General features: G+C 62.5%; 21 protein-coding genes. 17 read left to right on the forward strand and 4 right to left on the reverse strand.

The genetic code is table 11. The annotated features are described in order from the left end of the window. Window positions 1-12 precede the first annotated feature (12 nt). Genes RhoBH5_RS03280 through RhoBH5_RS03290 form a run of 3 tightly spaced genes read left to right on the forward strand, consistent with a single transcriptional unit; the run spans window position 13 to window position 5,480 of the window. Window positions 13-2,754, forward strand: coding sequence for a cation-translocating P-type ATPase (locus RhoBH5_RS03280; protein ID WP_270007944.1), 2,742 nt, complete (start codon window positions 13-15; stop codon window positions 2,752-2,754). Window positions 2,755-2,771: 17 nt separating this feature from the next. Next, window positions 2,772-4,466, forward strand: coding sequence for a SulP family inorganic anion transporter (locus RhoBH5_RS03285; RefSeq protein WP_270007945.1), 1,695 nt, complete (start codon window positions 2,772-2,774; stop codon window positions 4,464-4,466). Between the two features lie 48 nt (window positions 4,467-4,514). Continuing rightward, complete coding sequence (locus RhoBH5_RS03290; RefSeq protein WP_270007946.1) at window positions 4,515-5,480, forward strand: endonuclease/exonuclease/phosphatase family protein; 966 nt, start codon at window positions 4,515-4,517, stop codon at window positions 5,478-5,480. A 36-nt stretch (window positions 5,481-5,516) separates the two neighbouring features. On the opposite strand, the gene RhoBH5_RS03295 is transcribed toward RhoBH5_RS03290, so the two are convergent. After that, complete coding sequence (locus RhoBH5_RS03295; RefSeq protein WP_228232586.1) at window positions 5,517-6,515, reverse strand: Lrp/AsnC family transcriptional regulator; 999 nt, start codon at window positions 6,513-6,515, stop codon at window positions 5,517-5,519. 136 nt (window positions 6,516-6,651) lie between these two features. On the opposite strand from RhoBH5_RS03295, the gene RhoBH5_RS03300 reads away from it, so the two are divergent. From RhoBH5_RS03300 to RhoBH5_RS03330, 7 genes are all read left to right on the forward strand, one after another. Continuing rightward, window positions 6,652-7,995, forward strand: coding sequence for a DUF3100 domain-containing protein (locus tag RhoBH5_RS03300; RefSeq protein ID WP_003942681.1), 1,344 nt, complete (start codon window positions 6,652-6,654; stop codon window positions 7,993-7,995). 52 nt (window positions 7,996-8,047) lie between these two features. Then, on the forward strand, window positions 8,048-9,262 hold the full coding sequence (locus RhoBH5_RS03305) for an amidohydrolase (protein ID WP_030535644.1): 1,215 nt from the start codon (window positions 8,048-8,050) through the stop codon (window positions 9,260-9,262). Further along, window positions 9,259-10,617, forward strand: coding sequence for an L-serine ammonia-lyase (locus RhoBH5_RS03310; protein WP_270007947.1), 1,359 nt, complete (start codon window positions 9,259-9,261; stop codon window positions 10,615-10,617). Before RhoBH5_RS03305 ends, RhoBH5_RS03310 begins: the two co-directional genes overlap by 4 nt. Before the next feature lie 126 nt (window positions 10,618-10,743). Further along, window positions 10,744-11,649, forward strand: coding sequence for a hypothetical protein (locus RhoBH5_RS03315; RefSeq protein WP_270007948.1), 906 nt, complete (start codon window positions 10,744-10,746; stop codon window positions 11,647-11,649). A 126-nt stretch (window positions 11,650-11,775) separates the two neighbouring features. Next, window positions 11,776-12,921 (forward strand): serine hydrolase domain-containing protein, encoded by a 1,146-nt coding sequence (locus RhoBH5_RS03320; protein ID WP_039973450.1) that lies wholly within the window; start codon window positions 11,776-11,778, stop codon window positions 12,919-12,921. Between the two features lie 306 nt (window positions 12,922-13,227). Then, complete coding sequence (locus RhoBH5_RS03325) at window positions 13,228-13,914, forward strand: TetR/AcrR family transcriptional regulator C-terminal domain-containing protein (protein WP_270007949.1); 687 nt, start codon at window positions 13,228-13,230, stop codon at window positions 13,912-13,914. Between the two features lie 9 nt (window positions 13,915-13,923). Further along, a complete protein-coding gene (locus RhoBH5_RS03330) occupies window positions 13,924-15,051 on the forward strand; it encodes an FAD-dependent oxidoreductase (RefSeq protein WP_270007950.1) in 1,128 nt (375 codons plus the stop codon). A gap of 15 nt (window positions 15,052-15,066) precedes the next feature. Here RhoBH5_RS03330 and RhoBH5_RS03335 read toward each other — a convergent pair whose 3' ends face one another. Then, window positions 15,067-15,918, reverse strand: coding sequence for an SDR family oxidoreductase (locus RhoBH5_RS03335; RefSeq protein WP_270007951.1), 852 nt, complete (start codon window positions 15,916-15,918; stop codon window positions 15,067-15,069). A gap of 102 nt (window positions 15,919-16,020) precedes the next feature. Further along, the gene (locus RhoBH5_RS03340) at window positions 16,021-16,764 is read right to left on the reverse strand and encodes a GntR family transcriptional regulator (protein ID WP_007734901.1); all 744 of its coding nucleotides are present in this window, start codon (window positions 16,762-16,764) and stop codon (window positions 16,021-16,023) included. 96 nt (window positions 16,765-16,860) lie between these two features. Here RhoBH5_RS03340 and RhoBH5_RS03345 point away from each other — a divergent pair, with 96 nt between their 5' ends. From RhoBH5_RS03345 to RhoBH5_RS03370, 6 genes are read left to right on the forward strand one after another with little or no spacing between them, the layout of a single operon-like run. Beyond that, window positions 16,861-17,988 (forward strand): TIGR03364 family FAD-dependent oxidoreductase, encoded by a 1,128-nt coding sequence (locus tag RhoBH5_RS03345; RefSeq protein ID WP_047271315.1) that lies wholly within the window; start codon window positions 16,861-16,863, stop codon window positions 17,986-17,988. A gap of 25 nt (window positions 17,989-18,013) precedes the next feature. Then, window positions 18,014-18,691, forward strand: coding sequence for a phosphonatase-like hydrolase (locus RhoBH5_RS03350; RefSeq protein ID WP_042450793.1), 678 nt, complete (start codon window positions 18,014-18,016; stop codon window positions 18,689-18,691). 25 nt (window positions 18,692-18,716) lie between these two features. Next, window positions 18,717-19,766, forward strand: a complete 1,050-nt coding sequence (locus tag RhoBH5_RS03355) for a 2-aminoethylphosphonate ABC transporter substrate-binding protein (protein ID WP_003942754.1) — start codon at window positions 18,717-18,719, stop codon at window positions 19,764-19,766. 2 nt (window positions 19,767-19,768) lie between these two features. Continuing rightward, the gene (locus tag RhoBH5_RS03360; RefSeq protein ID WP_270007952.1) at window positions 19,769-20,944 is read left to right on the forward strand and encodes an ABC transporter ATP-binding protein; all 1,176 of its coding nucleotides are present in this window, start codon (window positions 19,769-19,771) and stop codon (window positions 20,942-20,944) included. Then, window positions 20,941-21,843 (forward strand): 2-aminoethylphosphonate ABC transporter permease subunit, encoded by a 903-nt coding sequence (locus RhoBH5_RS03365; RefSeq protein ID WP_042450795.1) that lies wholly within the window; start codon window positions 20,941-20,943, stop codon window positions 21,841-21,843. The genes RhoBH5_RS03360 and RhoBH5_RS03365 overlap by 4 nt, the downstream gene beginning before the upstream one ends. Continuing rightward, the gene (locus tag RhoBH5_RS03370; RefSeq protein ID WP_003942733.1) at window positions 21,818-22,603 is read left to right on the forward strand and encodes an ABC transporter permease; all 786 of its coding nucleotides are present in this window, start codon (window positions 21,818-21,820) and stop codon (window positions 22,601-22,603) included. The genes RhoBH5_RS03365 and RhoBH5_RS03370 overlap by 26 nt, the downstream gene beginning before the upstream one ends. A gap of 56 nt (window positions 22,604-22,659) precedes the next feature. On the opposite strand, the gene RhoBH5_RS03375 is transcribed toward RhoBH5_RS03370, so the two are convergent. Further along, the gene (locus RhoBH5_RS03375; RefSeq protein WP_003942743.1) at window positions 22,660-24,282 is read right to left on the reverse strand and encodes an AMP-binding protein; all 1,623 of its coding nucleotides are present in this window, start codon (window positions 24,280-24,282) and stop codon (window positions 22,660-22,662) included. Between the two features lie 179 nt (window positions 24,283-24,461). Here RhoBH5_RS03375 and RhoBH5_RS03380 point away from each other — a divergent pair, with 179 nt between their 5' ends. Then, window positions 24,462-25,271, forward strand: a complete 810-nt coding sequence (locus tag RhoBH5_RS03380) for a LuxR C-terminal-related transcriptional regulator (protein ID WP_042450799.1) — start codon at window positions 24,462-24,464, stop codon at window positions 25,269-25,271. Window position 25,272: the final 1 nt, after the last annotated feature.

Below are 25,272 nucleotides of genomic sequence, written 5' to 3' on the forward strand. Positions count from 1 at the left end.
GGATGTGCGGTCATGAGCCCCACGCCGTGGCATGCGCAGAGTGGCGAATCAGTCGTGTCCATACTGCAGTCGGACCCGGAGCGCGGACTGCAGTCGGATGAGGCCGACCAACGGCGACGACGCTACGGGTCGAACGAAATCACCTCGACGCCACCGCCGTCGACGTGGTCGATCGCGCTGTTGCAGCTGAAAGATCCGATGAACTTGATGCTCGTCGCCGTGGCCGCGGTCAGCATCGCCATCGGTGAAGTGCCGACAGCAATCGTGGTGGCGGTGCTCGTCGTGCTCAACATCGTCCTCGGAACTCGACAGGAGTTGAAGGCACGGGCGAGCGTCGACGCCCTCGCCAAGATGCAGACGCCCCAAGCACGGGTCATTCGTGACGGGAACCTGATACAACTCGACGCTACCGAACTGGTGCCGGGTGACATCGTCCAAGTCGAGGCAGGAGACATCATCGCTGCCGACGGACGGTTGCTCGCCACCACCACCCTGGAGACGCAGGAAGCCGCATTGACCGGGGAAAGCGCGCCGATACCGAAGGACCCGAATACGCTGAACAACGAGGATATTCCGCTCGGAGACCGCAGCAATCTGGTCTTCCAGAACACCTCGGTCACCCGCGGCACGGCGACCATGGTGGTCACCGAGACCGGGATGCAGACGCAGATAGGCCAGATCGCGTCGATGTTGTCGGCGGTCGCCCCTGGCAAGTCGCCACTTCAACGTGAATTGGACTCTCTCACCAAACTTCTCGGAATCATCGCGTGGACGGCAGTGATCGTCATCGTCGTCATCGAGCTCCTTCGTGGGCAGGACCTGACTACGCTTCTGCTCCTTGGTATCGCAATGGGAGTGTCCGCGATTCCGACCGGCCTGCCAACATTCGTCCAGGCGATGCTGGCCTACGGTGCCCGTCAACTGGCCGACGCCAAGGCCGTCGTGAAGAACCTGACCGACGTCGAAACACTCGGCGCGACCAGTGCAATCAACTCGGACAAGACCGGCACGCTGACCATGAACCAGATGACCGTCCGATCGCTGTACGTCCACGGCCGTTGGTACACGGTCGAGGGCGAAGGCTATGCCAAAGCGGGAAGGATAACGCAGGTTGCCGGCGAGGCGCCGCCCGACTTCACCCTTCTCGCATACGGACTGTGTCTCGACAGCGATGCCACGGTTTCCGATTCCGGGGAAGTTGTCGGCGACCCGACCGAGGCCGCGCTCGTGGTGCTCGCGGCAAAGATCGGTGCCGACGCCCCACTGACCAGACGGACCTACCCGCGGGTGGCAACGGTTCCGTTCGATTCCGCGTACAAGTTCATGGCCACGTACCACCACCTCGAAGTCGACGGCGAAAGCCAGTTCGTCGGATTGGTCAAAGGCGGACCCGATGTCGTCCTCGCTCGGTGTTCTTCGGCCTTCCTCCCCGGCCGCCGACCGGTACCGATCGAGGAAGTCCGAGAGGAACTCACGGCCGCCAATCAGTCGATGTCCGAAAAGGGTCTTCGGGTGCTTGCATTCGCTGTGAGGCGACTCGACGGACGGGAAGACGCTGTCGTGGCCGACCCCATGTCCTGCGTCGAGGACCTGACGTTTGTCGGTATCGCAGGCATCATCGACCCGCTACGCCCGGAGGCGGTCGATTCGGTGCGCACCGCACACCGGGCCGGCATCGAGGTCCGCATGATCACCGGCGACCATGCCATCACCGCCGCAGCGATCGGTGCCGAACTCGGACTCGGCCCGGGCTCGGTGGGCGGAGGCGAGTTGCAAGCGATGACCGATGAAGAACTGTCGACCGCGTTGCCGAACCTGCACGTGTTCGGCCGCGTCACTCCGCAGGACAAACTTCGCTTGGTCGATGTCATGCAGAGCGGTGGCGCCGTCGTCGCGATGACCGGAGACGCGGTCAACGACGCCGCCGCGTTGAAGAAGGCAGACATCGGCGTCGCCATGGGCTCGGGCAGTGAGGTGACCAAACAGGCGGGCAAGATGGTGCTCACCGACGACAACTTCGGCACCCTCATCACCGCGATCACTTTGGGCCGCAACATCTACGGAAAAATCGTCTCGTACATCCGCTACCAGATGTCGAAACTCTTCTCCTTGGTTCTCCTCTTCCTCGCTGCGAGCATCTTCACCATCAACGAGGGTGTGGCACTGACGCCACTGATGGTGCTGTTCCAGCACTTCTTCATCACACTGTTCCCCGTCGCCGTGATCATGCTCGACCCGCCGCCACCGGATCTGATGAACAAGCCTCCGCGCGATCCCAAGATGCCGATCGCACATCGAAGCGCAGTCGCTCAGTGGCTCGCGTACGGTGTCCTGCAATTTGCCGTGACACTCGCGGCGATGCTTCTCGCACCCGGTGAAATGAGTACTTCCGAGGCGAATGTTCCCATGACCACAGCATTCGTAGTGCTCTCTCTCGGTTCGATTCTCGCGGGGCTTACCATGCGGCGTGATCCCGAGTCCGGCGTGGTTCCACCGGTTCTCGGTGCCATCAAGATCTTGACGATCCCCACGGTCGTGACCGTATTCGCCGTCGAGGCGGGCGTCCTCCAGGACCTCCTCATGACAACCTCACTGACCGGCGCCCAGTGGCTCGCCTGCCTGGGTTGGTCGCTGATCATCCCGGTTGTCGTCGAGTTGGACAAGGCTATTCGACGCCGCCGCCTCGCACAGGCACCTGCGCCCCTCCCTGCGACCACCGCGGTTGCCCCCGAGCGCGCCCGTTCGCTCCACTGAGGGAGGACAATCAAACGATGATGTGGGCGGAGAGTCTAGGTCGGCTACCGGGCGTCGCGACTGCCCGTGGGTATCGCCGCGAGTGGTTGCGAACAGACGTCACTGCCGGACTCGTCTTGACTGCCCTGCTCATCCCGGCAGGCATGGGCTACGCCGAGGCCGCCGGGTTGCCTGCGTACGCCGGGCTGTACGCCACCATCGTGCCTTTGCTCGCCTACGCGGTAGTCGGGCCCTCGAAAATCCTTGTACTCGGACCTGATTCGTCACTGGCGCCGCTGATTGCCGCCGCGGTCATACCGCTGGCAGTGGTCGGCGATTCGGAGAATGCGCTTGCACTAGCCGGTGTTCTCGCCATTCTTGTCGGACTCATCCTCGTGATCGGCGGAATCCTTCGTCTCGGCTTCGTGACCGAACTCCTCTCGAAACCGATCCGCCTCGGCTACCTCAACGCCATTGCACTCGTCGTCGTAGTTGGTCAGATTCCCAAGCTGCTCGGATTCTCCGTCGACGCGTCCGGTCTACTCGGTGAAATCGGCGGGATCTCAAAGGCCCTGGTGGGTGGCGACGTCGACCCCCTCGCTGCCGCCATCGGTGTCGGTTCGCTAGTCGTCATAGTCGCCTTCCGGCTCTGGGTACCTGTTGTTCCCGGCGTTCTGGTGGCCGTTGTCGCGGCCATAGTCTTGTCCGCTGCCGCCGGTCTCACCGATGACATCGGCATGGTCGGCGCACTGCCGGAAGGACTCCCCCTCCCTTCCGTCGGTGGAGTCACCTGGCAGGACGTCGGCCATCTGATCGGGCCCGCCGCCGGTATCGCATTGATTGCCTTCGCCGACACCGGCGTTCTCTCGCGCACCTTCGCCGCCCGCCACGGCGAGGACGTGAACGGCAGTACCGAAATGAAGGCGATCGGTGTCGCGAACGTGGCCGGCGGGCTGTTCGGCGGGTTTCCGATCTCGGCGAGCGGGTCACGAACTCCGGTAGCCGAACAGAGTGGGGCGCACACACAATTGGCCGGCGTCGTCGGGGCGCTCGCGGTCCTGGTGTTCGTCCTCGTCGCTCCCGGACTCACGGCATATCTGCCCGATGCAACACTGGCCGCCGTCGTCATCGTCGCCGCGTGTGCACTGATCGACGTGGGCGGCATGGTCCGCATGTGGCGCATGAGCACCGTGGAATTCGGCCTCGCCGTCGCGGCGTTTCTGGGCGTCGCCCTGGTCGGTGTGCTACAAGGCATCCTTGTAGCGATCGGACTGTCCTTCGCAGCGGTCATCGCGCAGGTATGGCAGCCACATCGAACCGAACTCGTCGAGACGGGCGAACCCGCCGGATTCCACGACATCGAACGCCATCCAGATGGGCATCGCATCCCCGGCCTGGTGTTGGTGAGGTTTGACGCGCCACTGTTTTTCGCGAACGGCGAGATCTTCGACGAGTACGTTCGCTCCGTCGTCGCCAAGGCGCCAGATCCGGTCGACTGGGTGGTTATAGCCGCCGAACCGATCACCGGACTCGATACAACGGCAGTCGACGAACTCGTCGATCTGGATACATTCCTCGAAGGCAAAGGAATTCGGTTGGCATTCGCAGAGATGAAAGGTCCGATCAAGGATCGACTCATCCGATTCGGAGTCGGGGATCGATTCGATTCGACGCACTTCTACCCGACCGTCGAAGCCGCCGTGAACGCATTCCGCACCCGAACCGACGACTGACAAACGCCAGGCAGTCGGGAGCCGTGGCTGCATTGGGTACCGTTTGGTATGGGATTCACGACGGACAATGTTCCGGCACGCCGTATCGCTCAGGTCGCCGGCGTGGGCGGTATCGCCGTCGGCGTTGTCGCGCTGATCGCGTTGTACTCCACCAAGCCGATCAACCCGTTGATCGCCGTGGCCTCCTTCGTCCCGATACTGCTTGCGGTCACACTCGCAGCGTCCCTGATATGCCTGGTCTTTCGCCGCTGGATCCTGCTGGCGATCTCGGTGGTACTGATTGCGGTGGGCGCGTCGGTGATCAGTCCACTGTATGTGGCAAACAGTTCCGAAATCGACGGGCCGACTCTGCGCGTAATGCAAGCAAACCTTCTCTTCGGGCAGGCAGATCCCGCCAGTTTGACTGCGACGGTGCGCGAGAAGGCAGTCGACGTCCTGACGGTTCAGGAACTGACCACATCACTCGAAGGCTCTCTCAGAGATAAAGGACTCGAGCAACTGCTGCCGCATCACTACTTGGTACCGGACGAGGCCGGCGGGGGTGGCGCCGGTATTTACAGCCGTTATCCGCTGACGGACACTCAGGAATTGAACGGATTCGGACCGACCAATCTTGTTGCCGAAGTGGGCTTCTCGACTCCGTTCACCCTTCTGGCGGTTCACCCCGGACCGGCGTACGTGACCCCGCCCGACGTGTGGACTGCCGAGCTGAGCACTTTGCGAAACGCGCTCGACGCTGCTGCCGCCGAGGAAACCGTCATCGTCAGTGGTGACTTCAACACCACATTCACGCACAAGCAATTCCGTGACCTCCTCGATGTCGGCTACTCCGATGCCGCAGACCAATTGGGGGTAGGCATCGTGCGCACCTATCCGGCGGACAAGAAATTTCCCGCGATCGTCGGCATCGACCATGTACTTCTGCGGGGCGGTCAGGCGAAGTCACTCGAGCGGATCGAGATCGAAGGTTCCGATCACTTCGGCTTGATCGTCGACGTGGCGATCCCCAACTAGTCGGAGAGCACCCGACCCGAGCGAACGCGTTGCGGATCACCCGTGCTTCGGCATGCTTCGACCCGACACATCGATCGTCCGATGCAGGTGATGCGGCGTACGCAGGACGATCGACCGGTCCACCACGGATACGCCCGGAAACTGGTCGGCGAGATAACCTTCCAGACGCTGCACGTCGTCGATCGAGCGCAGCCACACCGCCAATGCGATGTCGTAGCTGCCGATCGTAGAAGCAACAAGCCTCGCCTCACGCAGGTGCGAAAGACGCTGAGCAATTGCCTCCTTTCGCCCGTCGAGACGTAAGAAGTACCAGGCGTAGACCGGCCAGCCGGAGTAGGGCCGAGCAATCTCCGTGCGGACGACCAGTCGCCCCGTCGACAGCTCGTGAGAAAGGAGCGCCCCAGCGCGAGCCGGCGTGACTCCGAGGGCCGCAGCGAGTGCCGAGACGGTGACACGTGGTTCGCGAGAAAGAATGTCGAACAGCTGCGACTGTTCCTCTTCGCCGGCGCGTACACCACGAATCTTTCCCGCCGGGGCCGACTCGAGCGCGGCGATTTCTTCCGCATCGAGAGCACGTAGACGCCAGTTCCTCGCGTCGGAGTTCGCCGAGGACACGATCTGAGTTCGCATCGCGGTGATCATCGGCAGGGATTGTGTTCGCTCCAACACGTACCTGGACAATTGATCGAGGTCAGTGCAGGTGAGCGTGACGAGCAGATCCCGATTGCCGGTTGTGAGATCGACTGTGAGAACTTCGGGATCGTGCGCGATCTGTTCGGCAACGCTCATGGTCTGTGCCGGTGCGCATTCGATCTCGAGAAGTGCGGTCGCCGACACGATGGGTCCACCACGGTACGCAGCGATCCACGCTATTCCTTGCGAGTGCAGACGCTCCCAACGCCTGGTCAGGGTGACCGGGTCGGAACCGATCGCGCGTGAAAGCTCGGACCACGACGCTCGCGGCCTGATCTGCAGTGCGTTCAACAGCCGAAGATCGTCGTCCTTGAGCATCTGATCCTGCACCGAGGACCTCACTTTCAAAAGAATGCTGCACCGAAACAGGATCGAAACGCGTCGATCCTAACTTCATCACATCAATAGTCCACCAAATCCTGAGCCTCGAGAACGCTTACATCTTGCGTTCGTTCGCCCCCTCGAGAAAGACACCGACATGACCGAAGCATTCCCTGTCTCGCATGACGATTCTCCGGTCAGCGATCAAACCGCGACGCAAAAAGTCGTTTTCGCCATGCGGTCGCCACGCCTGTGGATCGTGGTGACTCTGCTCCTCGGGCTTGCGGCAGGCGCGCAACTGATCGGCCCCGCAGTGATTCCCGTCGGCGCTGCCGCCATCACGATCCTGCCCATGGTGTGGGGACTGATTGCCGGCGGTGTCGTCTCGAGCCAGAAGTGGAAACCACTCGGCCTCGACCTACAGGCTGCAGCCTCGGCAATCATGGGCCTGGCTGTTCTCTTGCTTTGTGCAAGGTTGTCTTTCACCATCGGCCCGAACATCCAATTGTTGTTCGAGGCGGGCCCCGCACTGCTACTGCAGGAATTGGGGCACTTGTTCGGCACTATCGCTCTCGCACTCCCGCTGGCGGTACTCCTTCGGATGGGGCCGGCCACCGTCGGAGCAACCTTCTCCATCGACCGCGAGGGTTCCTTCGCGATGGTCAGCGAACGCTACGGCCCCGATTCCGACCAGTACCGTGGAGTCCTGTCGATGTACGTCTTCGGCACTCTGTTCGGTGCCGTGCTGATCAGCCTGATTGCGTCACTGGCTACATCCTTCAACATCTTCGACCCCCTCGCGTTGGCGATGGGTGCCGGCGTCGGATCCGGCTCGATGATGGCTGCCGCTGCCGCCAGCGTCGTTTCGGCGCACCCCGAGATGGCCGACCAGGTACTCGCCGTGGCGGCCACATCCAACATCATCACCGGCCTCCTCGGCGTGTATGTCGGCATGTATGTCGCACTCCCCCTTGCTGATCGAATCTACGGCGCACTCACCAAGCGCTCGAAGACGACCAGCGAACGGAAAGCCGACACTGCCCCACGAGCGGTTGCGCCGAGCGTCACCGTGCCGCTGACCACCATCGTTCCGATTCTGTTCGTCGGTGGGGTCATCGTCTCTTCGATCGCAGCGGGTGGCGTATCTCGATCGATCATCGTCGGTTACTTGATCCTCACCGGATTGTTGCTCCTGGGCGTCGGCGTGGCCCGCCTGACCCGCGGCAAGATCGCGGCGATGATCGCAATCATCACCATCGGTGCCTTGGCGACAACACCGTGGTCCCCCATCGGTGATTTCGTCTCGAGCACCGTCGGGACTGTCGACTTTCTCTCGATCTGCACCCTCACCTTGACTGTCGCAGGTCTCAGCCTCGGCAAGGACCTTCCCTTGCTCAAGACGATCGGCTGGAAGATCGTGCCCGTCGGAATCGTCGCGATCCTCGCCTCTTACCTACTTTCCGTGGTCGTCGCGGAGTTCGCGCTGGGCCTCTGGCACTAGAACTGCACCCGAAAACGCTGAGAACCAAAGATGTTGAAAGGAACCAATACCCATGTCCATCGCTGACACCCGCACCCGCACAGACTCGGTTTCGAGCACGATCGAGAAGTGGGCATCACGCCTCATCGACGTCAGCCACACCATCCATGCTCACCCAGAATTGGCATTCGAAGAGCATCATGCGTCGGCCCTCTTGGCGGACGCCGCGCAGGAAGCCGGCTTCACGGTTACTCGCGCCGCCTACGGCCTCGAGACGGCATTCGAAGCGGTGCGGGGCTCCGGCCCTTTCCGCGTCGTCGTCTGCGCCGAGTACGACGCCCTTCCCGACATCGGTCATGCGTGTGGACACAATGTCATCGCCGCTGCCGGACTGGGAGCAGCGATCGCGCTCGGAGAGGTCGCGGAGGAACACGGCCTGACCGTCGTCCTTCTCGGTACGCCGGCCGAAGAACATGGCGGCGGGAAAGTCTTGCTGCTCGAACGTGGCGCATGGGAGGGCGCGGCGATGTCGATCATGGTCCACGGCGCTGCAGGTGAAGACGTCAGTTGCACCGTCACCGGAACGCAGGCAGTCGACCGGTTCGACGTGACCTACACCGGAAGAGCCGCACACGCGGCCGCTGCGCCACACAAGGGCATCAACGCAGGCGACGCCGCCACGATCGCCTTGGTCGCCATCGGACTCCTCCGTCAACAACTTCCTTCCGACGTCAGGCTGAACGCCTACGTCGAGCACGGCGGCGAAGCAACAAACATCATTCCGGCCTCGACATTGGTGCGAGCGGAAGTTCGGGCCGCAGAACTCGAGGTGCTGTTGGACGCCAAGCGTCGTATGCTCGCCTGCTTCGAGGGCGCAGCTGTGGCCAGCGACTGCTCTTGGTCGACCGAACGCGCCGAACCTCGGTACGAGGAGCTTGTTCAACATCGCGTGCTGGCGACGATCTGGGACGAGGAGATCGCGAGCCTGGGCCGCACCGCGGCCGCCCGAACTCCCCTGACCGGCGGCTCGACAGACATGGGCAACGTGTCGAAGGTGGTTCCCTCGATCCACCCGATGATCGCGTTACGCGGCGTTACCGGAGTTCCTCACACGATCGAGTTTGCCGCTGATGCCCGCTCCGCAGCGGGCGACGAAGCTGTTCTGCACGGAGCAATTGCAATGGCACGCACTGTGATCCGAGCCGCCACCGGGGACTCGCGCTCCAACCTCCTGACGATTGCGGCCCAGCGCGAGTCAGGAGCGACTACCGTCACGAGCGCCGAATGAGCACCACCGGCGTCTATGTTTCCGCGCTCGAATTCTTCTCCATCGGGATCGGGCCCTCCAGTTCACACACGGTCGGTCCGATGCGAGCCGCCCGCACTTTTGTCGGCGAGCTCTCCGACGCCGGCTTGACCGCGTCGGTCGACCGAATTCGCTGCAATCTGCACGGCTCTCTCGCCGCCACCGGAATAGGGCACTGCACTCCCGACGCGGTGATCGCGGGACTTCGTGGGTTGGATCCTGAAACGTGCGAGCCGAACGACGTTCACGGGCATTGGGCCGAGCTCTCGGACGGCGGATCGGTGAAGCTCGTCGGCGGCTCACTCGGGCACGTTGTGTTCACTCACGAGGACATGGTGTTCGAGCCGCTCGTTCGCCGTCACGGGCACCCCAACTCGATGACACTGACCGCCTTCAGCGGTCGCGAAATCGTCTGTACGAGTATATATCTGTCGATCGGTGGCGGATTCGTACTGCGCGCCGGAACGGAGACGCAAGCAAGCGCGCATTCGATCAACTCACGCTATCGAACCGCGAAAGAGCTACTGGCGGAATGCGGCTCCGGAACTATCGCCGAACTGGCACTGTCGGACGAAATCGCGATGCACGGCCAGGATCGAGCATTCACCGGCATCGACGCGATCTGGTCCGCGATGCGCGCATGCATCGAACGCGGCACCCAGACCGAAGGTGTATTGCCCGGGCGTCTCGGAGTTCGCCGAAGAGCACGGTCTGCGAACATTCAACTGGAACAACGTAACTGCGCACCCTCCTCACGCGAGTGGCTGACCGTCTACGCCATGGCGGTCAACGAAGAAAATGCAGCAGGTGGCCGCGTGGTAACGGCTCCGACGAACGGTGCCGCAGGAATCGTGCCGGCAGTGCTATACCACCACATACGTGCGGCGGGCGCCGGTGTTCACGACGTTCGAACCTTTCTCCTCACCGCTGCCGCAATCGGATCGATCATCAAGGCGAATGCCTCGATCTCGGGCGCGGAGGCGGGGTGCCAAGGCGAGGTCGGAGCTGCCTGCGCGATGGCGGCAGCCGGCTTGTGCGCTGTCATGGGCGGATCGCCACGACAAATCGAGAATGCCGCTGAGATTGCCATGGAACACCATCTGGGGCTGACCTGCGATCCGGTTGGTGGCCTGGTCCAAATCCCATGCATCGAACGAAATGCCGTAGCCGCCTCGACTGCAGTCACCGCAGCTCAGCTCGCATACCTCGGTGACGGGACGCATGTGGTGAGCCTCGATACCGTCATCGAAACCATGCGCCAAACCGGAAACGACATGTCCGTGCGTTACAAGGAAACAAGTGAAGGCGGGCTCGCCGTCAATGTCGTCGAGTGCTGAGGAGGATGTCGACGGCAGCGGCGAGGGCGGGCGGACGCCGTCGCAGGAAATATCATCCTCTCGAACGATGAAGTCCGGTGTACCGATTTCTACACTCGGTGACATGACTTTGTGGACGGTGACCAGATGATCGCTCATCACGCTGGAGGAATCCCACTGCACAATTCTTCACGGCACAACACTGCGGGGCCGTCGCGCTCGACGCAGTCCTCCGGTCGCAAGATCGCCGCGTTGATCGCGTTGGTCGCCGGTTTCTCCGCTGCCTTCGTTCTCGCCCCGGGCATGCTGACGAGTAGGCCGGGTGATGGGTACGCAGACCAGGGAGAACTCGTCGACACGGTCCGCGCCGCGTTCGTCGAATACTGGAGTTCCGGTGTCCAAGCCTTCTCGCCGAGCTTGGAGCCCGCTGTCGACTACTGGCTGCGGTACCACGTGGCCAAGGCCGTGATCGCGGTAATCCTGCTGACGGTTCTACTCGCACTCGGCCGGATGCTCAAGGCGTCGTTCGTGAACGCCGGCCCTCTGACGGCTGGAAAGAAACTCGCATTCGTCTCGGCGGGAGCGCTGGTCACGCTCCTCGCGATGTTTTCTTCGGTACTCGTGATGGCAAATATCCAAGGTGTCGTTGCACCCTTCTCTTCGCTGATCTCGATGTTGCCCGTGGCCCAGGCGGATGGGGCACTTGGCGACACTGTCGGGCAGGTCCGACAACAGCTCGCTCAGTCGACGGGCACCGGAAATCAGCAAAGTCCCGCCCTCGAACTGATGATCAGCGACTTCGCGCGGTATCACTTGGCCATGGCGGTGATCGCGCTGATCGCGGCAGCAATATCACTGGCCGTGACTGTGGTCGTGTGGGCACGCTTCGCGAGAACGGCACGATCCGAGCGACGGACGAGATTCATGTCGGGGTCGATAGGTCTTCTCACTGCACTGTTCACGCTGGGATTGATCGTTGTCGGCGTAGCAAATATGGGCACCGCGGCAGACCCCGCGCTGGCCCTGGCGGCGTTCTTCGACGGCGGGCTCTGACCCAAGTCAAGGGTTCAGGCCAGGGTTCCGTAGTCCCCCGGTACCGGTTGAGGAGGTACCTGGGGACTGCGTCTGCCGTACCCGGGGTCGATGTGTGAGTGCCCTCGGACGGGCAGAGTTCGACTCATGAAAACCGGAGCAAGACGCATCCTGCTTGTCTGCCTGTGCAGCGCCATGGTTGGAGCTGTAATCAGCTGCAGCACGGACAAATCCACAGACACATCCGACAAGATCATGGACTCGACCATCACCGACCAGCTCGATTCGATCGTCGACGCAGCGGTGAATTCGACCGGGATTCCCGGTGCGATGGTGGGCATTTGGGGGCCCGACGGCAACTACGTCAAGGTTGCAGGAGTCTCGGATACGGCAACCAAAGCGCCGATGGAAACCGACTTCTACCACCGGATCGGCAGCGTCACCAAAACATTTACCGTGACCGCCCTGCTGCAATTGGTCGACGAGGGAAAGATCGGTCTCGATGATCCGATCTCCAAGTACGTCGACGGCGTCATGGAAGGTGATGCGATCAGCTTGCGTCACCTGGCAGGAATGCGCAGCGGCCTCGTGGACTACACGACGTCCGAACAGTTTGTGATGGAATATCTTTCGGATCCCCGCCGAACTTTCACACCGGAGGAACTCGTCGGGTACGTCAAGGACCTCCCACTCCAACTTCGACCAGGGACCACCGTCGACTATTCGAACACCAACACTGTTCTGCTGGGCATGGTGATCGAAAAGGTCTCCGGCTCAAAACTGTCGGAAGTCATCGACACCAAGATCACGACACCACTCGGAATGGAGCACACCAGCTTTCCCACCACCAACGCGTTCCCGACACCACACGCTCAGGGGTACACCAACCAAACGCTCGACGAATCCGTGACCGCGGCGACGGACTGGAATCCGTCGTGGGGCGGCGCCGCGGGTGCAATGATCTCGTCGTTGGACGACATGCGCATCTGGGTTCCGGCGCTGGCCAAAGGCGATCTCCTGACCGACGCCACTCAGAAGCAGCGCCTGCAAACCGTGAGCTTGAGCGAAGGGGACGACAGCTCCGGCTACGGACTCGGTTTGTTCAACAGCGGCGGCTGGATCGGTCACAACGGAAGCCTGCCCGGCTACAAGACAGTCTCGGTCTACTTGCCCGAGAAGGACACAACCCTGGTCGTCTTCATCAACACCGACATCGACGGAGAGACCGACCTGACCAGTGCTTTGATGGTGCCGATCACCAAGTTGATCAGCCCGGGCAACGTCTACGGCTGATCACCTCGGGTCCGATCCACAATTCGGACGAAAGTGACATCTCGGGTTTCGATCTGTCGATAGGCTCGACCGTCGACAGATCGAAACCCGAAAGAGGCACTCATGGGATCGTTGAACGACTGGCTTCTCGACAGCGACAGCCCGCTCGTGGGGATTGTGGGTGGCATCCTACTGACGATCGCAATGCTCTCCGGCGGTACAGGCATGTAACCCACCGCTCCCGATATGGCTCCGCACAGCGGTGGACGTTCAGTGCGTGATCCAACGAACATGTTCGTTACGAACATGTTCGTGTACGGTGAAATCATGCCCACTCAGCCAACAAGTCCGTCGAGCCGTCGCAATCGTCCGGCCAAACCCGCTCTGACACGCGAGAGCATCGTCAGTACCGCGGTGGAAATCTTGCGGTCGGAGGGCTTGCAGAAATTGACGATGCGTCGACTCGCCCTCGAACTCGACACCGGTCCGGCATCGATGTACGTGTACGTGCGCAATACCGCCGAATTGCACGCCGCCGTTCTGGACACACTTCTCGGAGTGGTCGACCTCGCCGAAAATTCCTCCGGCACTTGGCAAGCTCGCCTTGAACGGGTGTTGACCTCGTACACGGCCGTGCTGTTCGATCATCCCGGTCTCGCCCAGTCGGCACTCGTTTCCCGACCCAGCGGAGTTCACTACGTACGCCTGCTCGAGCGCCTGCTGGCATTGCTCGACGAAGGCGAAGTCCCTCCAGGTCAAGCCGCGTGGGGCGTGGACTTGCTACTGCAGTACGCGACGTCCACTGCTGCCGAACACTCGGCGCCGAACAATTCCGCCGACGCGGATGCCCGATGGAGCGCGTTGACCGACGCAATCCAGAACGCAAACCCGCAGACGCACCCACTCGTCGCAAGACATGCAACAGCTCTACTTGCCGGTGAACCCTCGGCGCGCCTCTCCTGGGGATTCCGCACGCTCATCACGGGCATCGAGAACACCCCACTCACTTCTTAGGAACCCACCATGAACCAGTACCCCATCGCAATCATCGGCGCCGGCCTCGGTGGCCTCACCCTCGCCCGAGTCCTCCATCTCCGCGGAATCGATTCGGCGGTATTCGATCTCGAATCCGGACCGACAGCCAGAACTCAAGGCGGGATGCTCGACATCCACGAAGACTCGGGTCAGATCGCGCTTCGTGCCGCCGGCCTCTATGAGGAGTTCCGCGCCCTCGTTCATCAAGGCGGGGAAGAGACACGCGTCCTCGATCGAAATGCCGTCGTGCACCTGAGCGAGCAGGACACCGGAGACGGCGACCGCCCGGAAATCGACCGCGGCCAGCTGCGTGACCTACTGCTCAGCTCAATTCCGAAGGAAACAATCCACTGGGGAGCCAAGGTCCGCAGTGCTCATCCGTTGCCGGATGGTCGACACGAAGTTCACCTCGCGGATGGAACCCACTTCACCACCGATCTCCTGGTCGGCGCCGACGGTGCGTGGTCGAAAATCCGTCCATTGGTTTCAAACGACACTCCTGCGTACACCGGAATATCTTTCGTGGAGTTCGACCTCGACGCCGCCGACAACCAGCACGTGGATGCCGCTGAAACCGTCGGCGGCGGAATGATGTTCGCACTCAGTGCCGACAAGGGCTTCCTTGCCCACCGTGAGACCGACAACAGTCTGCACATCTATGCCGCCCTGCGAGTTCCCGAGAGCTGGGCAGCGAGTGTCGACTTCTCCGACGATCACATCGCGAAGAAGGTTCTGCTGGAACACTTCTCGGACTGGGACGAGTCACTGCGTTCACTGATCGTCGAAGCCGACAGCTCGCTGACCCCTCGCCCCATCCATGCCCTTCCCATCGGCCACAGTTGGAGCCGTACTCCCGGGGTCACTCTGCTCGGGGACGCGGCACACGTCATGTCGCCGTTTGCCGGAGAGGGTGCGAACCTGGCAATGCTCGACGGCGCGGAACTCGGCCAGGCGATCGCGTCGCACAGCAGCACGGAGGAAGGGCTAGCTGTCTACGAAGAGCGCCTATTCCCACGCAGCGCCGCGGCGGCACAACAGTCCGCTGATGGACTGGACATGTGCTTCGGCGAGAACGCACCCCAGGGGCTCGTGGACATGTTCACCTCACTCCCGTGACCTGACAAACTCGGATCAGGTCGTCACGTCCACGTGGGCAAGCGACGAGGACAAACCGCGATGGGCTTCAACTTGATCGAGTAGTTGGTGGGCTTTCTGCTCAACCACGGACACTGCATCGGCACCGGCGACCCAACGACGTGGGGGTAGCGGCGAATCGACAAGTGCCACAAGTGCCGCGGCAAGTTTCACCGGATCCCCGCCCTGGGCACCGTTCATACTCTTCCACGCTTCGACGGTCTCGCCGGTCCGAGCGTCGTAATCGTCTATCGACAATTCCGGCCAGACCGACGACGCACCCTCGACAAGCAGTTCGGTCCGGAAGAATCCCGGCTCCACGATCATCGTCCCGATTCCGTACGGTTCGACATCGAATTGCAATGATTCCATCCAACCCTCCAGCGCAAACTTCGACGCCGCGTAGGCTGCGCAAAACTCCTGACCAACCAGGCCCGCAAGCGAGCTGACAGTCACGACACGTCCACTCCGTTGCCTACGCATTACCGGCAACACCGCCCGTGTCACATTGATCGGCCCGAAAAAGTTGGTCTCCATCTGAGCGCGAAGTTGCGCCGGACTGACAACCTCGAAGAACCCGGCGTAGAAGTTTCCGGCGTTGTTCACCAGTACATCGATTCCACCAAATCGTGCAACTGCCGTGTCCACCGCAGCATATGCGGCTTGATCGTCGGTGATGTCCAAGGCAACCACCAACAGGTCGTCATGCGCACCGATCGCTGCAGAAACACGGTCCGCATCACGCCCCGTTGCCACCACCGCGTGCCCGGCGGCAAGAGCCGCCTGAGCAATATCGACTCCCATCCCCCGGCCTGCGCCGGTTACGAACCAGACCTTCTTGTCACCCATGTTCACTGTCCTCCCGTTTGATGGAGTCCAGTACAGAACAGATTCCACGGGCCTGGGAGTGCCTATCGTTCCCGGTAACAGCAGACCCCCTCGACGCCCCTCCTACTCGCGAAGAGTCGTCAAGAAGGCAATACGGTCGCCGCGGTAGAGCGAACGAACGCGCTCGATCGGCACACCGTCCGGGTCGACAGACGTCCGGTGCAATAGAAGCATCGGCATCGAGGTGGTGGACTCGACGAGGGTTGCCTCCCGCGGTGAAGCGAGCACCGTCTCGATCCGTTCGGTTGCGGAGGCAAAGACCACGCCGATGGAACGGATAGCCGCGTACAGCGACGTCGTCGCATCGAAAGCGTCGAGCATCTCACCGAACCTGCTGTCCGGCAGGAACGTTGATTCGAGTCCGATCTTCTCTCCGTCGGCGAAGAGAACACGCTCGAGATGAACGACGCTGTCACCTGGTTCGATACCCAATTCCGTGGCGAGACCGTCGTCGGCCGACATTCGTTCGAAGGTCACAACCTTACGACTGGGTACTCGCCCAGCGCTCAGAGCACCTTCGGTATAGGAACGAATCGATAGCGGCTGAACCAACTTCGGACTCGCGACGACAGTGCCCCGCCCCCGCCGCTCGATTCGCCCTTCGACAAGAAGATCACGAAGCGCTTGACGGACCGTCTCGCGAGCGACTGTGAACCGCGCCGCCAATTCCCGCTCGGACGGGACTGCGTCGCCCTCCTCGAGCCCACTGAGAATGGTCTCGATCTCGGTGCGCACCCGGTAGTACTTCAACTCCGGTTCGATCACGACGCTCGAGGTCCCCGGCCCGGTGGACGTCTGCTGATTCATGGCGCAAGCGTACAAGAATTCGGTCTATACCAATTGTTAACCTGGAGTTCGTCTCGATTCCCCCTATTGGTCTAGACCAAACGTCACTATTTCTACATGCGAATTTTGATTGTGGGCGGAGGGATCCTCGGAACGGCGCACGCCGACGAGGCAATCCGTCGGGGACACGACGTCATCCATCTCGAACGTGAGCCCGAAGCCCGCGGTGCCACGGTACGGAACTTCGGCCTCGTCTGGGTATCCGGGCGAGCCCCGCACGAACTCGAAGCTGCGCTGCGCTCGCGCGAACTGTGGGCAGACCTTGCCGCCCGTGTCCCCGGCGTCGGATACCGCCCAGCCGGCTCCATCACCCTCATGCGCACCGAGGAGGAGGTCGCGGTCGCGCAGGAAGCGTTCTCTCGGCCGGACGCCGACAACCGAGGGTTCGCGCTTCTGGATCCCGACGCCGTTCGCGTCGTCAACCCCGCGCTCCGGGGCAAGTTTCTCGGCGGACTGCACTGCACGCTGGACGCCGCTGTCGAGTCACGGCAAGCGCTCCCCGCCATCCGTTCTTACCTCGAATCCACCGGCCGTTACACCTTCCACGCCGGAACGGAAGCCCGCGAGATCACGACGACCACCTCCGGCGCACACATCCGCGACGACCACGGTCGCAGCTTCGACGCCGATCTCGTGATCGTCTGCCCCGGAGCAACACTCGGCGGATTTGCTCGCGATCTCGCCGGCGATCTCCCATTGCGCCGTGTGCGCCTGCAGATGATGCAGAGCGCCCCCCTCGGCGAAAAGCTCACCACCGCAATCGCTGACGGTGACAGCTTCCGCTACTACCCGGGTTTCGCCGGATCTGCCCTCGATCACCTCCGTACAGTACAGCCGCAGGAACCGACTGCCGAGGAGCACCGCATGCAACTCCTGTGCGTGCAGCGCTTGCACGGCGGGCTGACCATCGGCGACACCCACGAATACGAGGAACCCTTCGACTTCGATGTCGACGAGGCGCCCTATCGCCATCTGTCCGGAGTCGTGGAAACACTTCTGGGACGCGATCTTCCGCCAATCGTCAAGCGTTGGGCGGGCGTCTACAGCCAGTGCATCGACCCCTCACAACTTGTTCACCGCGCACAAGCCGCCGACAACGTCTGGGTGGTTGCCGGCCCCGGTGGCCGCGGTATGACGCTCGGCCCGGCACTGGCGGAACAAACCGCCGACCAGCTCGGTCTCTGAATCTCTCCGACAAGAAAGACTTCTCATGTCTCCGATCACCCTTGCCGTTCTCGACATGGCCGGCACCACCGTCGCCGACGACGGACTGGTTCTTCGCGCCTTCGCTGCCGCCGCTGAAGCCGGCGGACTGCCCGCCGAAGGCCCGGAAGCCGACGCCGCTCGCCAGTACGTCCTCGACACGATGGGCCAGTCGAAGATCGTCGTGTTCCGGGCGATCTTCGGTGACGAAGACCGCGCCCAGGCCGCGAACGCCGCCTTCGAAACCACGTACGACTCCCTCATCGACCAGGGCCTGGCCGAACCGATCCCCGGCGCCGAGAAAGCCATCACCACTTTGCGCGAGGCCGGCATCAAAGTTGCCTTGACCACCGGGTTCAGCCGATCGACCCAGGACAAACTCCTCGTCGCGCTCGGCTGGAAAACCCTCGCCGATCTCACCCTCTCCCCCGCCGAGGCCGGTCGCGGTCGACCGTACCCCGACCTGATTCTGACTGCCCTGCTCAAACTTTCGATCGACGACGTCCACCAGATCGCCGTACTCGGCGACACGTCCAACGACGTGCTCAGCGGCATTCGTTCCGGCGCATCCGTCGTCGCCGGAACTCTGACCGGCGCACACGACGAGCAACAGCTTCGCGACGCCGGAGCCACCCACATCGTCCCGTCCGTGACGGAGTTCGCCGAACTCCTCACCCACTCCTGATCTCACCTCCGAAAAAGGAATCGTCATGCGTCTACGCCCGAGCATCGCTGCGGCCGCTCTCGCCGTGTCCGTCCTTTCGTTCACCACTGCCTGCGGTGGCACCGGCACTGCTGCCGGATCAGACACCGAGACCGTCACCGTCTACAGCGCCGACGGTCTGTCCGGTTGGTACAAGGGAAGATTCGACGCCTTCACCGCGCAGACCGGTATCGCCGTCAACCTCGTGGAAGCCGGATCCGGCGAGGTCGTCTCCCGCGTCGAAAAGGAGCAGTCCAACCCACAGGCAGACGTGATCATCACGCTGCCCCCGTTCATCCAGAAGGCCGACGCCCAAGGTCTGCTCGAGCCCAGCGGAATCGACACCTCCGCCGTTCCTGCCGACGAGAAGGACGACGCCGGCAAGTACGTGCCCGTCGTCGAGAATTACCTCTCGTTCATCGCCAATCCGACTGCATCACCCGCCCCACAATCTTGGGACGATCTGCTCACTGACCAGTTCAAGGGCAAGTTGCAGTACTCCACGCCCGGCCAGGCCGGCGACGGCACCGCGGTGCTCTTGCTGCTCCAGCACCTGATGGGTAAGGAAGGAGCACTCGACTACCTCGGAAAGCTCCAGGCCAACAACGTCGGACCCTCGTCTTCCACCGGAAAGCTCCAGCCCAAGGTCAGTAACGGAGAGCTGCTGGTCGCCAACGGTGACGTCCAGATGAACCTCGCCTCCATCGCCGACGACGGATCGAAGTTCGACATCTTCTTCCCCGCTGGAGCCGACGGCACTCGCACCACCATTGCACTGCCCTACGTGATGGGCCTCGCCAAGAGCGCACCGAGCAGCGAACAAGCCAAGAAGTTGATGGAGTTCCTGCTCTCCGAAGAATCCCAGAAGACCGTCGCCACCGATGCACTCGGCGTATCGGTCCGCGAGGACGTCCGAAGCGCTGCCGGTGAATCCACCGACAAGAACACGCCTTCCGGAGTTCTGCAGGGCGTCAACGTGTGGACCCCGAACTGGAACGACGTCCTTAGCTCGCTCGACGCCGACATCGCCGCATACCAGAAAGCCACCGGGAGCTGATCATGGCAAGAACCAGACTAGGGCGGACGCTCCCCGAGACCGTCGGTGTTCACGGAGCGATCGAACATTCTGCTCCGGCCATCACCTTCGATCGCGTCAACGTCGCCTACGGCCGCGGGAAGACCGCAACCCATGCACTCGTCGATTTCAATCTGCGAGTGGCACCCGGTGAAACTGTGGCACTGCTGGGGTCCAGTGGATCCGGCAAGTCGACCGCCCTGAAGGCCCTCGCGGGATTTGTCCGCCCCACGTCCGGTTCCGTCAAGCTCGGCACCCGAGACATCACCAATCTGCCTCCCGCACAACGCGGTATCGGCGTCGTCGTCCAGTCGTACGCTCTCTTCCCGCACATGCGTGTATCCGAAAACGTAGCCTTCGGACTCCGAGCCCATCGCGTGCCGCGGTCGGAGATCGGCCCTCGCGTGGCCGAAGCCCTGGACATGGTCGGGATGTCGGCGTACGGAAAGCGGCTTCCCCGTGAACTTTCCGGCGGTCAACAGCAGCGAATCGCCATTGCCCGAGCGTTGGCAATTCGCCCTGGAGTACTCCTCCTCGACGAACCGTTGGCCGCCCTGGATGCTCAACTTCGCGAGAGCATGCTCGGTGAACTGGCGAGACTGCGCGCAGCACTACCTGACACAGCCATGCTCTATGTGACGCACGATCAGAGTGAAGCCCTGGCGCTCGCAGACCGAATCGCAGTGATGCGCAACGCCAGACTCGCGGACATCGACACCGCTGAGGCCTTGTGGAAACGTCCGCCGTCCAGCTTCACCGCGGCGTTCCTCGGGGGTGCCAACCTACTGCCCTGCACCGTCACACGCGTCATCGGCACCTCCGCGCTGGTCTCGATCGGTGGCACGCCGTTCACTGCTCACGCCCCGCAGCCCGAGATCGGGCACATCGAATGGGAGTCCGACATGGACGCCTACCTGTGTGTTCGTCCACACGCGGTAGCCGTAACCGGCCTCGGCGCACGAGGATCATTCCCGGCGCGCATCGTCTCGAGCGTCTGGCGCGGTTCCACGACGCGTCTGACGCTGGCTGTACGTGGCCTCGACGATGTCCGCGTCGACGCGGATGTTCCAGGGCACGACGAACGACCGGTCGACACCGAAGTGGGCGTCGTCCTGCCCACGGACGGCAGTGTCCTGGTTCCGGCGGATCGCCACCCATGACGACAACCCTGGAACGCCCCGAAACCGCTGCGCCCCAGCACAAAGACCCGATCGCGTGGCGCCGGATCGGCTGGACGCTGCCACCACTGCTTCTTGTCCTCGTGTTTGCTGTCTATCCCACTGCGCGTGTCCTCACGGAATCTCTGAGCACCGCAGATGGCACCGGGTTGTCCACGTGGTCTTCGGTGCTCGGTTCGGAACTGTTCAGAACCGCGCTCTGGCGGACCATCCAAATCGCCGTGGCGTCGACCCTGGGTTGCCTGATCCTGGGAACCTTCCTCGCCTTGGTGCTGGCCTTCGTTCCGTTCGCCGGATCCAAGGTGGTGGGGCGATTGATCGACACGGTGCTCGCCCTGCCGTCTTTCCTGATCACGCTGGCGTTCACGTTCCTGTACGGGACAGCCGGCGCCGTCAACGCCTTGATCGTCCGCATCACCGGCGATGCGAGCGGCCCACTGAATTTCCTCAACACTCCGTTCGGTGTGATCGCGGCCGAAATCACTTTCTTCACACCCTTTGTCGTGCGTCCGCTATTGGCAGCGTTCACCCAGATTCCGCGTGAACAACTCGACGTGGCAGCCAGTCTCGGCGCGTCACCCGTCCGAGTTCTGCGACAGGTGGTGATGCCGGAAGCGTGGCCGGCCCTACTGGCCGGTGGATCGCTCGTGCTTCTGATGACGCTGAATGAATTCGGCATCGTGCTCTTCACCGGGGCTAAAGACGTCGTAACTCTGCCGGTCCTCATCTACACCCGCGGCATTGTCACCTTCGACTTGCCCGGCGCGGCAGTGATCGCGACGGTCCAGGTCGCACTCTCACTCGGCCTGTACTGCCTCTACCGATTCACCTTCAACAGATTGATGGGAGGCAGCCGTGCTGCTGTGGACACGAAGCTCTAGGGCCCTCGTACTCGGATTCTTCACCCTGGTCGTCGCGGTGGTTTTCGTCGCGCCCATCGCCACCGTCGTCGCGGCTGCCTTGGCCGGATCGTGGACCGGACCACTCCCGTCGAATCTCGGCGGCAAGAACTTCTCCACGGCGCTGTCCGACGAGAACTTCGCCAGCCTGATCGTCAGTTTGCAGACTGCATTCATCGCGGGGGCATTGGCATTGATCGTCGGAACGTGGGCCGCGCTGGCCTCGCGTGAGGCACCGATGTGGCTGCGGCGCATCACCGATGCCGTATTCCATTTACCGATTGCGGTTCCGTCGGTCGCGATCGGCTTGGGTCTGCTCATCACTTTCAACGAGCGCCCGCTACTGCTCGGCGGCACCAAGTGGATCGTGATTCTCGCTCACACGGTTTTGGTGCTTGCCTTTGCCTTCAGTTCCGTATCGGCCGCGCTCGAACGGCTCGATCCCGCCTACCGTCAAGCTGCCGAATCACTCGGCGCCGGCCCGGTGCGGGTGCTGACACGGGTAACGCTACCGCTGCTGCTCCCAGCGTTGGGTGCGGCCGCCGGGCTTTCCATCGCACTGTCGATGGGTGAGCTGGGCGCAACGGTCATGGTCTACCCGGCGACATGGAAGACCTTGCCGGTCAGCATCTTCGGACTCACCGACCGTGGCCAGGTATTTCTTGCCGCAGCAAATACGACACTGCTGCTTGCAGTCACCCTGGTCGCCCTCATGGTGGTCGGCAGAATTCGTCGGCGCTGACCTTGCTGTGCGCCTTTATTAACCGCCGGGGGTTAATAAAGGCGCACAGCAGGGGTTTATCCCTTCCTCAAGATGTACCGCTGAACCTTGCCACTCGGGGTCTTGGGCAGGTTCGGAACAAAGTGCACCGTGCGTGGGTATGCGTGCGCTGCAAACTTCTTCTTCACCAGTGTTTGCAGTTCCTTCTCGAGTTCGTCGTCACCGTCGACACCTTCGCGAAGAACGACGAACGCCTCGAGAACCTCACCACGCAACTCGTCGGGCATGCCCACCACGGCGGCCTCGATGACGTGCTCGTGCATGACCAGCACGCTCTCGACGTCGAAGGGACCGATGCGGTAGCCCGCCATGATGATGACGTCGTCGTCGCGCGAGGAGAAGAAGAAGAATCCGTCCTCGTCCGTCATTCCCGCATCACCGGTGATGTACCAGCGGCCGTCTTCGCTGAATCGCTGCTTCGTCTTCTCCGGCGCATCGACGTACCCGGTGAACCACATCAACGGGCTGTTGTGAGTATCGATCGCCACGCGTCCCTGAGTGCGGGCCGGTGCAATGTCATCCGAATTGTCTTCCAGCACAGCGGCAGACCAACCCGGCAACGGACGACCCATGGATCCGGGACGGACATCGTCGCGAAGTCCGTCGGCCCAGGCGTTGACGATGAACATGCCGTGCTCGGTCTGGCCGTAGTGATCACGGACCTCGACGCCCAACGAGTTCTTCGACCACGCAACAACATCCGGAGTCAAGGGCTCACCGGCCGAGGACGCGCGGCGCAGCGAGATGCCTTCCGGAACGGGAGCCTTGTCGGCACGCAGACTGCGGTAGACGGTCGGAGCGGCGGCAAAATTGGTGACACCGAACTTCTCGATGATCTGCCACGTCAGCGGCGCGGAGAACCCGGCGTGCAGCAGCAAGCTTCGCGTGCCGGCGGCAAGCGGGCCGAGCAACGCGTAGTACAACCCGTACGCCCAGCCCGGGTCTGCGGCGTTCCAGAACACGTCGTCCTCTCGGACGTCGAGGCCGAACTCCTGGTAGGCGTGGAACGAGGCGAGCGCGCGCACCGGAACCGGCACGCCCTTGGGTGTTCCCGTGGTGCCACTGGTGAACAACTGCACCATCGGTGCGTTGCCGCCGACTGCCTGAGCAGCGCCCTTCGGGTCTTCGGCATCCTGAGCTGCGACAAGTGCGTCGAAGTCCAACTCGTCACCGGCCGCGCCGCCCGCGACGATGACCTGCCATGCTGCGTCGGCGGGGATGTCCTCTCCCGGCGCGAGCTTCTCGAGCTGATTGGCGTCGGAAATGACCACCTTCGCGCCGCTGGCGGTCAAGCGGAAAGCGATGGCCGGCGAAGCGAACGCCGTGAACAAGGGCACGTGGACTGCTCCGCGGCGCCAGATTCCGAGGAGCGCGACCACCAGGTCCGCAGACTTACCCATCAAGGTCGCGACGTTGTCACCCGGCTCGACTCCGAGGTCGGCCAGAGCTGCCGCGAAACGCGCCGACTGCTCACGTAGATGACCGTAAGTGAGGTCCACCGAGCTAAGGTCTGCCTCGACGACGGTGAATGCAACGCCATCCGCGGGATGCCGATCGCAGAGCAATTCTGCGGCGCTGGCATGCGGGGTGTCGTACTGGTCCAGCAGCTCGCGCACCCGTGCGGTGGGATCGGTGCTCATCAACTTGCTCCTTATCGATCGTCGTATGGTTGGCCCGACCGGTTACGTTTGGCGGCTCGTCATACGTACTGTTCACCCCCTATGATCTAGCTCACAAGAGAACTTCACTACCCCCAGAAAGGGGTACCTGCGTGAACCGACATGCTTCGTCACTTCTGCGCCCCCGCGACGGGGACGCAATGCGAGGTGAACTCCGCACAATCGCAGCTCAGGGCGTTGTTCCCGTGCTGTTCGGAGGCGAGGTCCAGGACGGAACCCTGCACCTGAGCGAATTCGTCGGCACCCGCACCAACAACCTCAAGGGCTTGGCCATCCCGCCGCGCTCGGGCATGGGCGGACGCGTCGTAGCCCAGGGTTCACCGATCACCGTCAACGATTACGGCAATTCGCAGTCCATCACTCATCACTTCGACCGTCCTGTTCTCAGCGAGGGCCTGCATTCGATCATCGCCGTTCCGGTCATGGTTTCGGGAAAATCGCGCGCTGTGCTCTACGCCGCGATCCGAGATTCCGCTCCGTTGGGTGACCGCACAGCAGACGTCATGGTCGGCGCATCCCGGCGTCTCGGGATGGAGTTCGCCATCCGCGACGAAGTCGATCGTCGCCTGCAACTACTGCAGGCCGCCGCCGCGACTACCGCCGACGGTATGTCTTCGGAAGAGATCCGCGGAGTCCACGCCGAACTACGCAGTGTCGCCCAGACCGTCACCGACACCGACTTGCAGACCAAACTCCGCGGACTCTCCCAGCGTTTGGCCAACCTGCTCCGTCCCACCGCCGACGCCGAATCCGACGTCACGCTCACCCCGCGTGAAGTGGATGTTCTCTCTCAGGTCGCACTCGGCTGCACCAACATCGAAGCCGGCCAACGGCTTTCCCTTCGCCCTGAAACAGTCAAGAGCTATCTGCGAAGCGCGATGGGAAAGCTGGACGCGAGCTCACGCCACGAAGCCGTGGTGACCGCCCGGAGGTTGGGACTGCTCCCCTGAC

It is taken from the genome of Rhodococcus sp. BH5 (genome assembly GCF_027583855.1).
GTDB lineage: Bacteria > Actinomycetota > Actinomycetes > Mycobacteriales > Mycobacteriaceae > Rhodococcus_F > Rhodococcus_F qingshengii.

Bases quoted from the DNA above. Each gene is read 5' to 3' on its own strand.
- RhoBH5_RS03375 (WP_003942743.1), bottom strand. From the start codon at position 24,282: ATGAGCACCGATCCCACCGCACGGGTGCGCGAGCTGCTGGACCAGTAC.
- RhoBH5_RS03315 (WP_270007948.1), top strand. From the start codon at position 10,744: ATGATCGCTCATCACGCTGGAGGAATCCCACTGCACAATTCTTCACGG.
- RhoBH5_RS03345 (WP_047271315.1), top strand. From the start codon at position 16,861: ATGCGAATTTTGATTGTGGGCGGAGGGATCCTCGGAACGGCGCACGCC.
- RhoBH5_RS03355 (WP_003942754.1), top strand. From the start codon at position 18,717: ATGCGTCTACGCCCGAGCATCGCTGCGGCCGCTCTCGCCGTGTCCGTC.
- RhoBH5_RS03300 (WP_003942681.1), top strand. From the start codon at position 6,652: ATGACCGAAGCATTCCCTGTCTCGCATGACGATTCTCCGGTCAGCGAT.
- RhoBH5_RS03310 (WP_270007947.1), top strand. From the start codon at position 9,259: ATGAGCACCACCGGCGTCTATGTTTCCGCGCTCGAATTCTTCTCCATC.
- RhoBH5_RS03325 (WP_270007949.1), top strand. From the start codon at position 13,228: ATGCCCACTCAGCCAACAAGTCCGTCGAGCCGTCGCAATCGTCCGGCC.
- RhoBH5_RS03380 (WP_042450799.1), top strand. From the start codon at position 24,462: ATGCGAGGTGAACTCCGCACAATCGCAGCTCAGGGCGTTGTTCCCGTG.
- RhoBH5_RS03330 (WP_270007950.1), top strand. From the start codon at position 13,924: ATGAACCAGTACCCCATCGCAATCATCGGCGCCGGCCTCGGTGGCCTC.
- RhoBH5_RS03320 (WP_039973450.1), top strand. From the start codon at position 11,776: ATGAAAACCGGAGCAAGACGCATCCTGCTTGTCTGCCTGTGCAGCGCC.
- RhoBH5_RS03290 (WP_270007946.1), top strand. From the start codon at position 4,515: ATGGGATTCACGACGGACAATGTTCCGGCACGCCGTATCGCTCAGGTC.
- RhoBH5_RS03305 (WP_030535644.1), top strand. From the start codon at position 8,048: ATGTCCATCGCTGACACCCGCACCCGCACAGACTCGGTTTCGAGCACG.
- RhoBH5_RS03335 (WP_270007951.1), bottom strand. From the start codon at position 15,918: ATGGGTGACAAGAAGGTCTGGTTCGTAACCGGCGCAGGCCGGGGGATG.
- RhoBH5_RS03350 (WP_042450793.1), top strand. From the start codon at position 18,014: ATGTCTCCGATCACCCTTGCCGTTCTCGACATGGCCGGCACCACCGTC.
- RhoBH5_RS03360 (WP_270007952.1), top strand. From the start codon at position 19,769: ATGGCAAGAACCAGACTAGGGCGGACGCTCCCCGAGACCGTCGGTGTT.
- RhoBH5_RS03340 (WP_007734901.1), bottom strand. From the start codon at position 16,764: ATGAATCAGCAGACGTCCACCGGGCCGGGGACCTCGAGCGTCGTGATC.
- RhoBH5_RS03280 (WP_270007944.1), top strand. From the start codon at position 13: ATGAGCCCCACGCCGTGGCATGCGCAGAGTGGCGAATCAGTCGTGTCC.
- RhoBH5_RS03285 (WP_270007945.1), top strand. From the start codon at position 2,772: ATGATGTGGGCGGAGAGTCTAGGTCGGCTACCGGGCGTCGCGACTGCC.
- RhoBH5_RS03365 (WP_042450795.1), top strand. From the start codon at position 20,941: ATGACGACAACCCTGGAACGCCCCGAAACCGCTGCGCCCCAGCACAAA.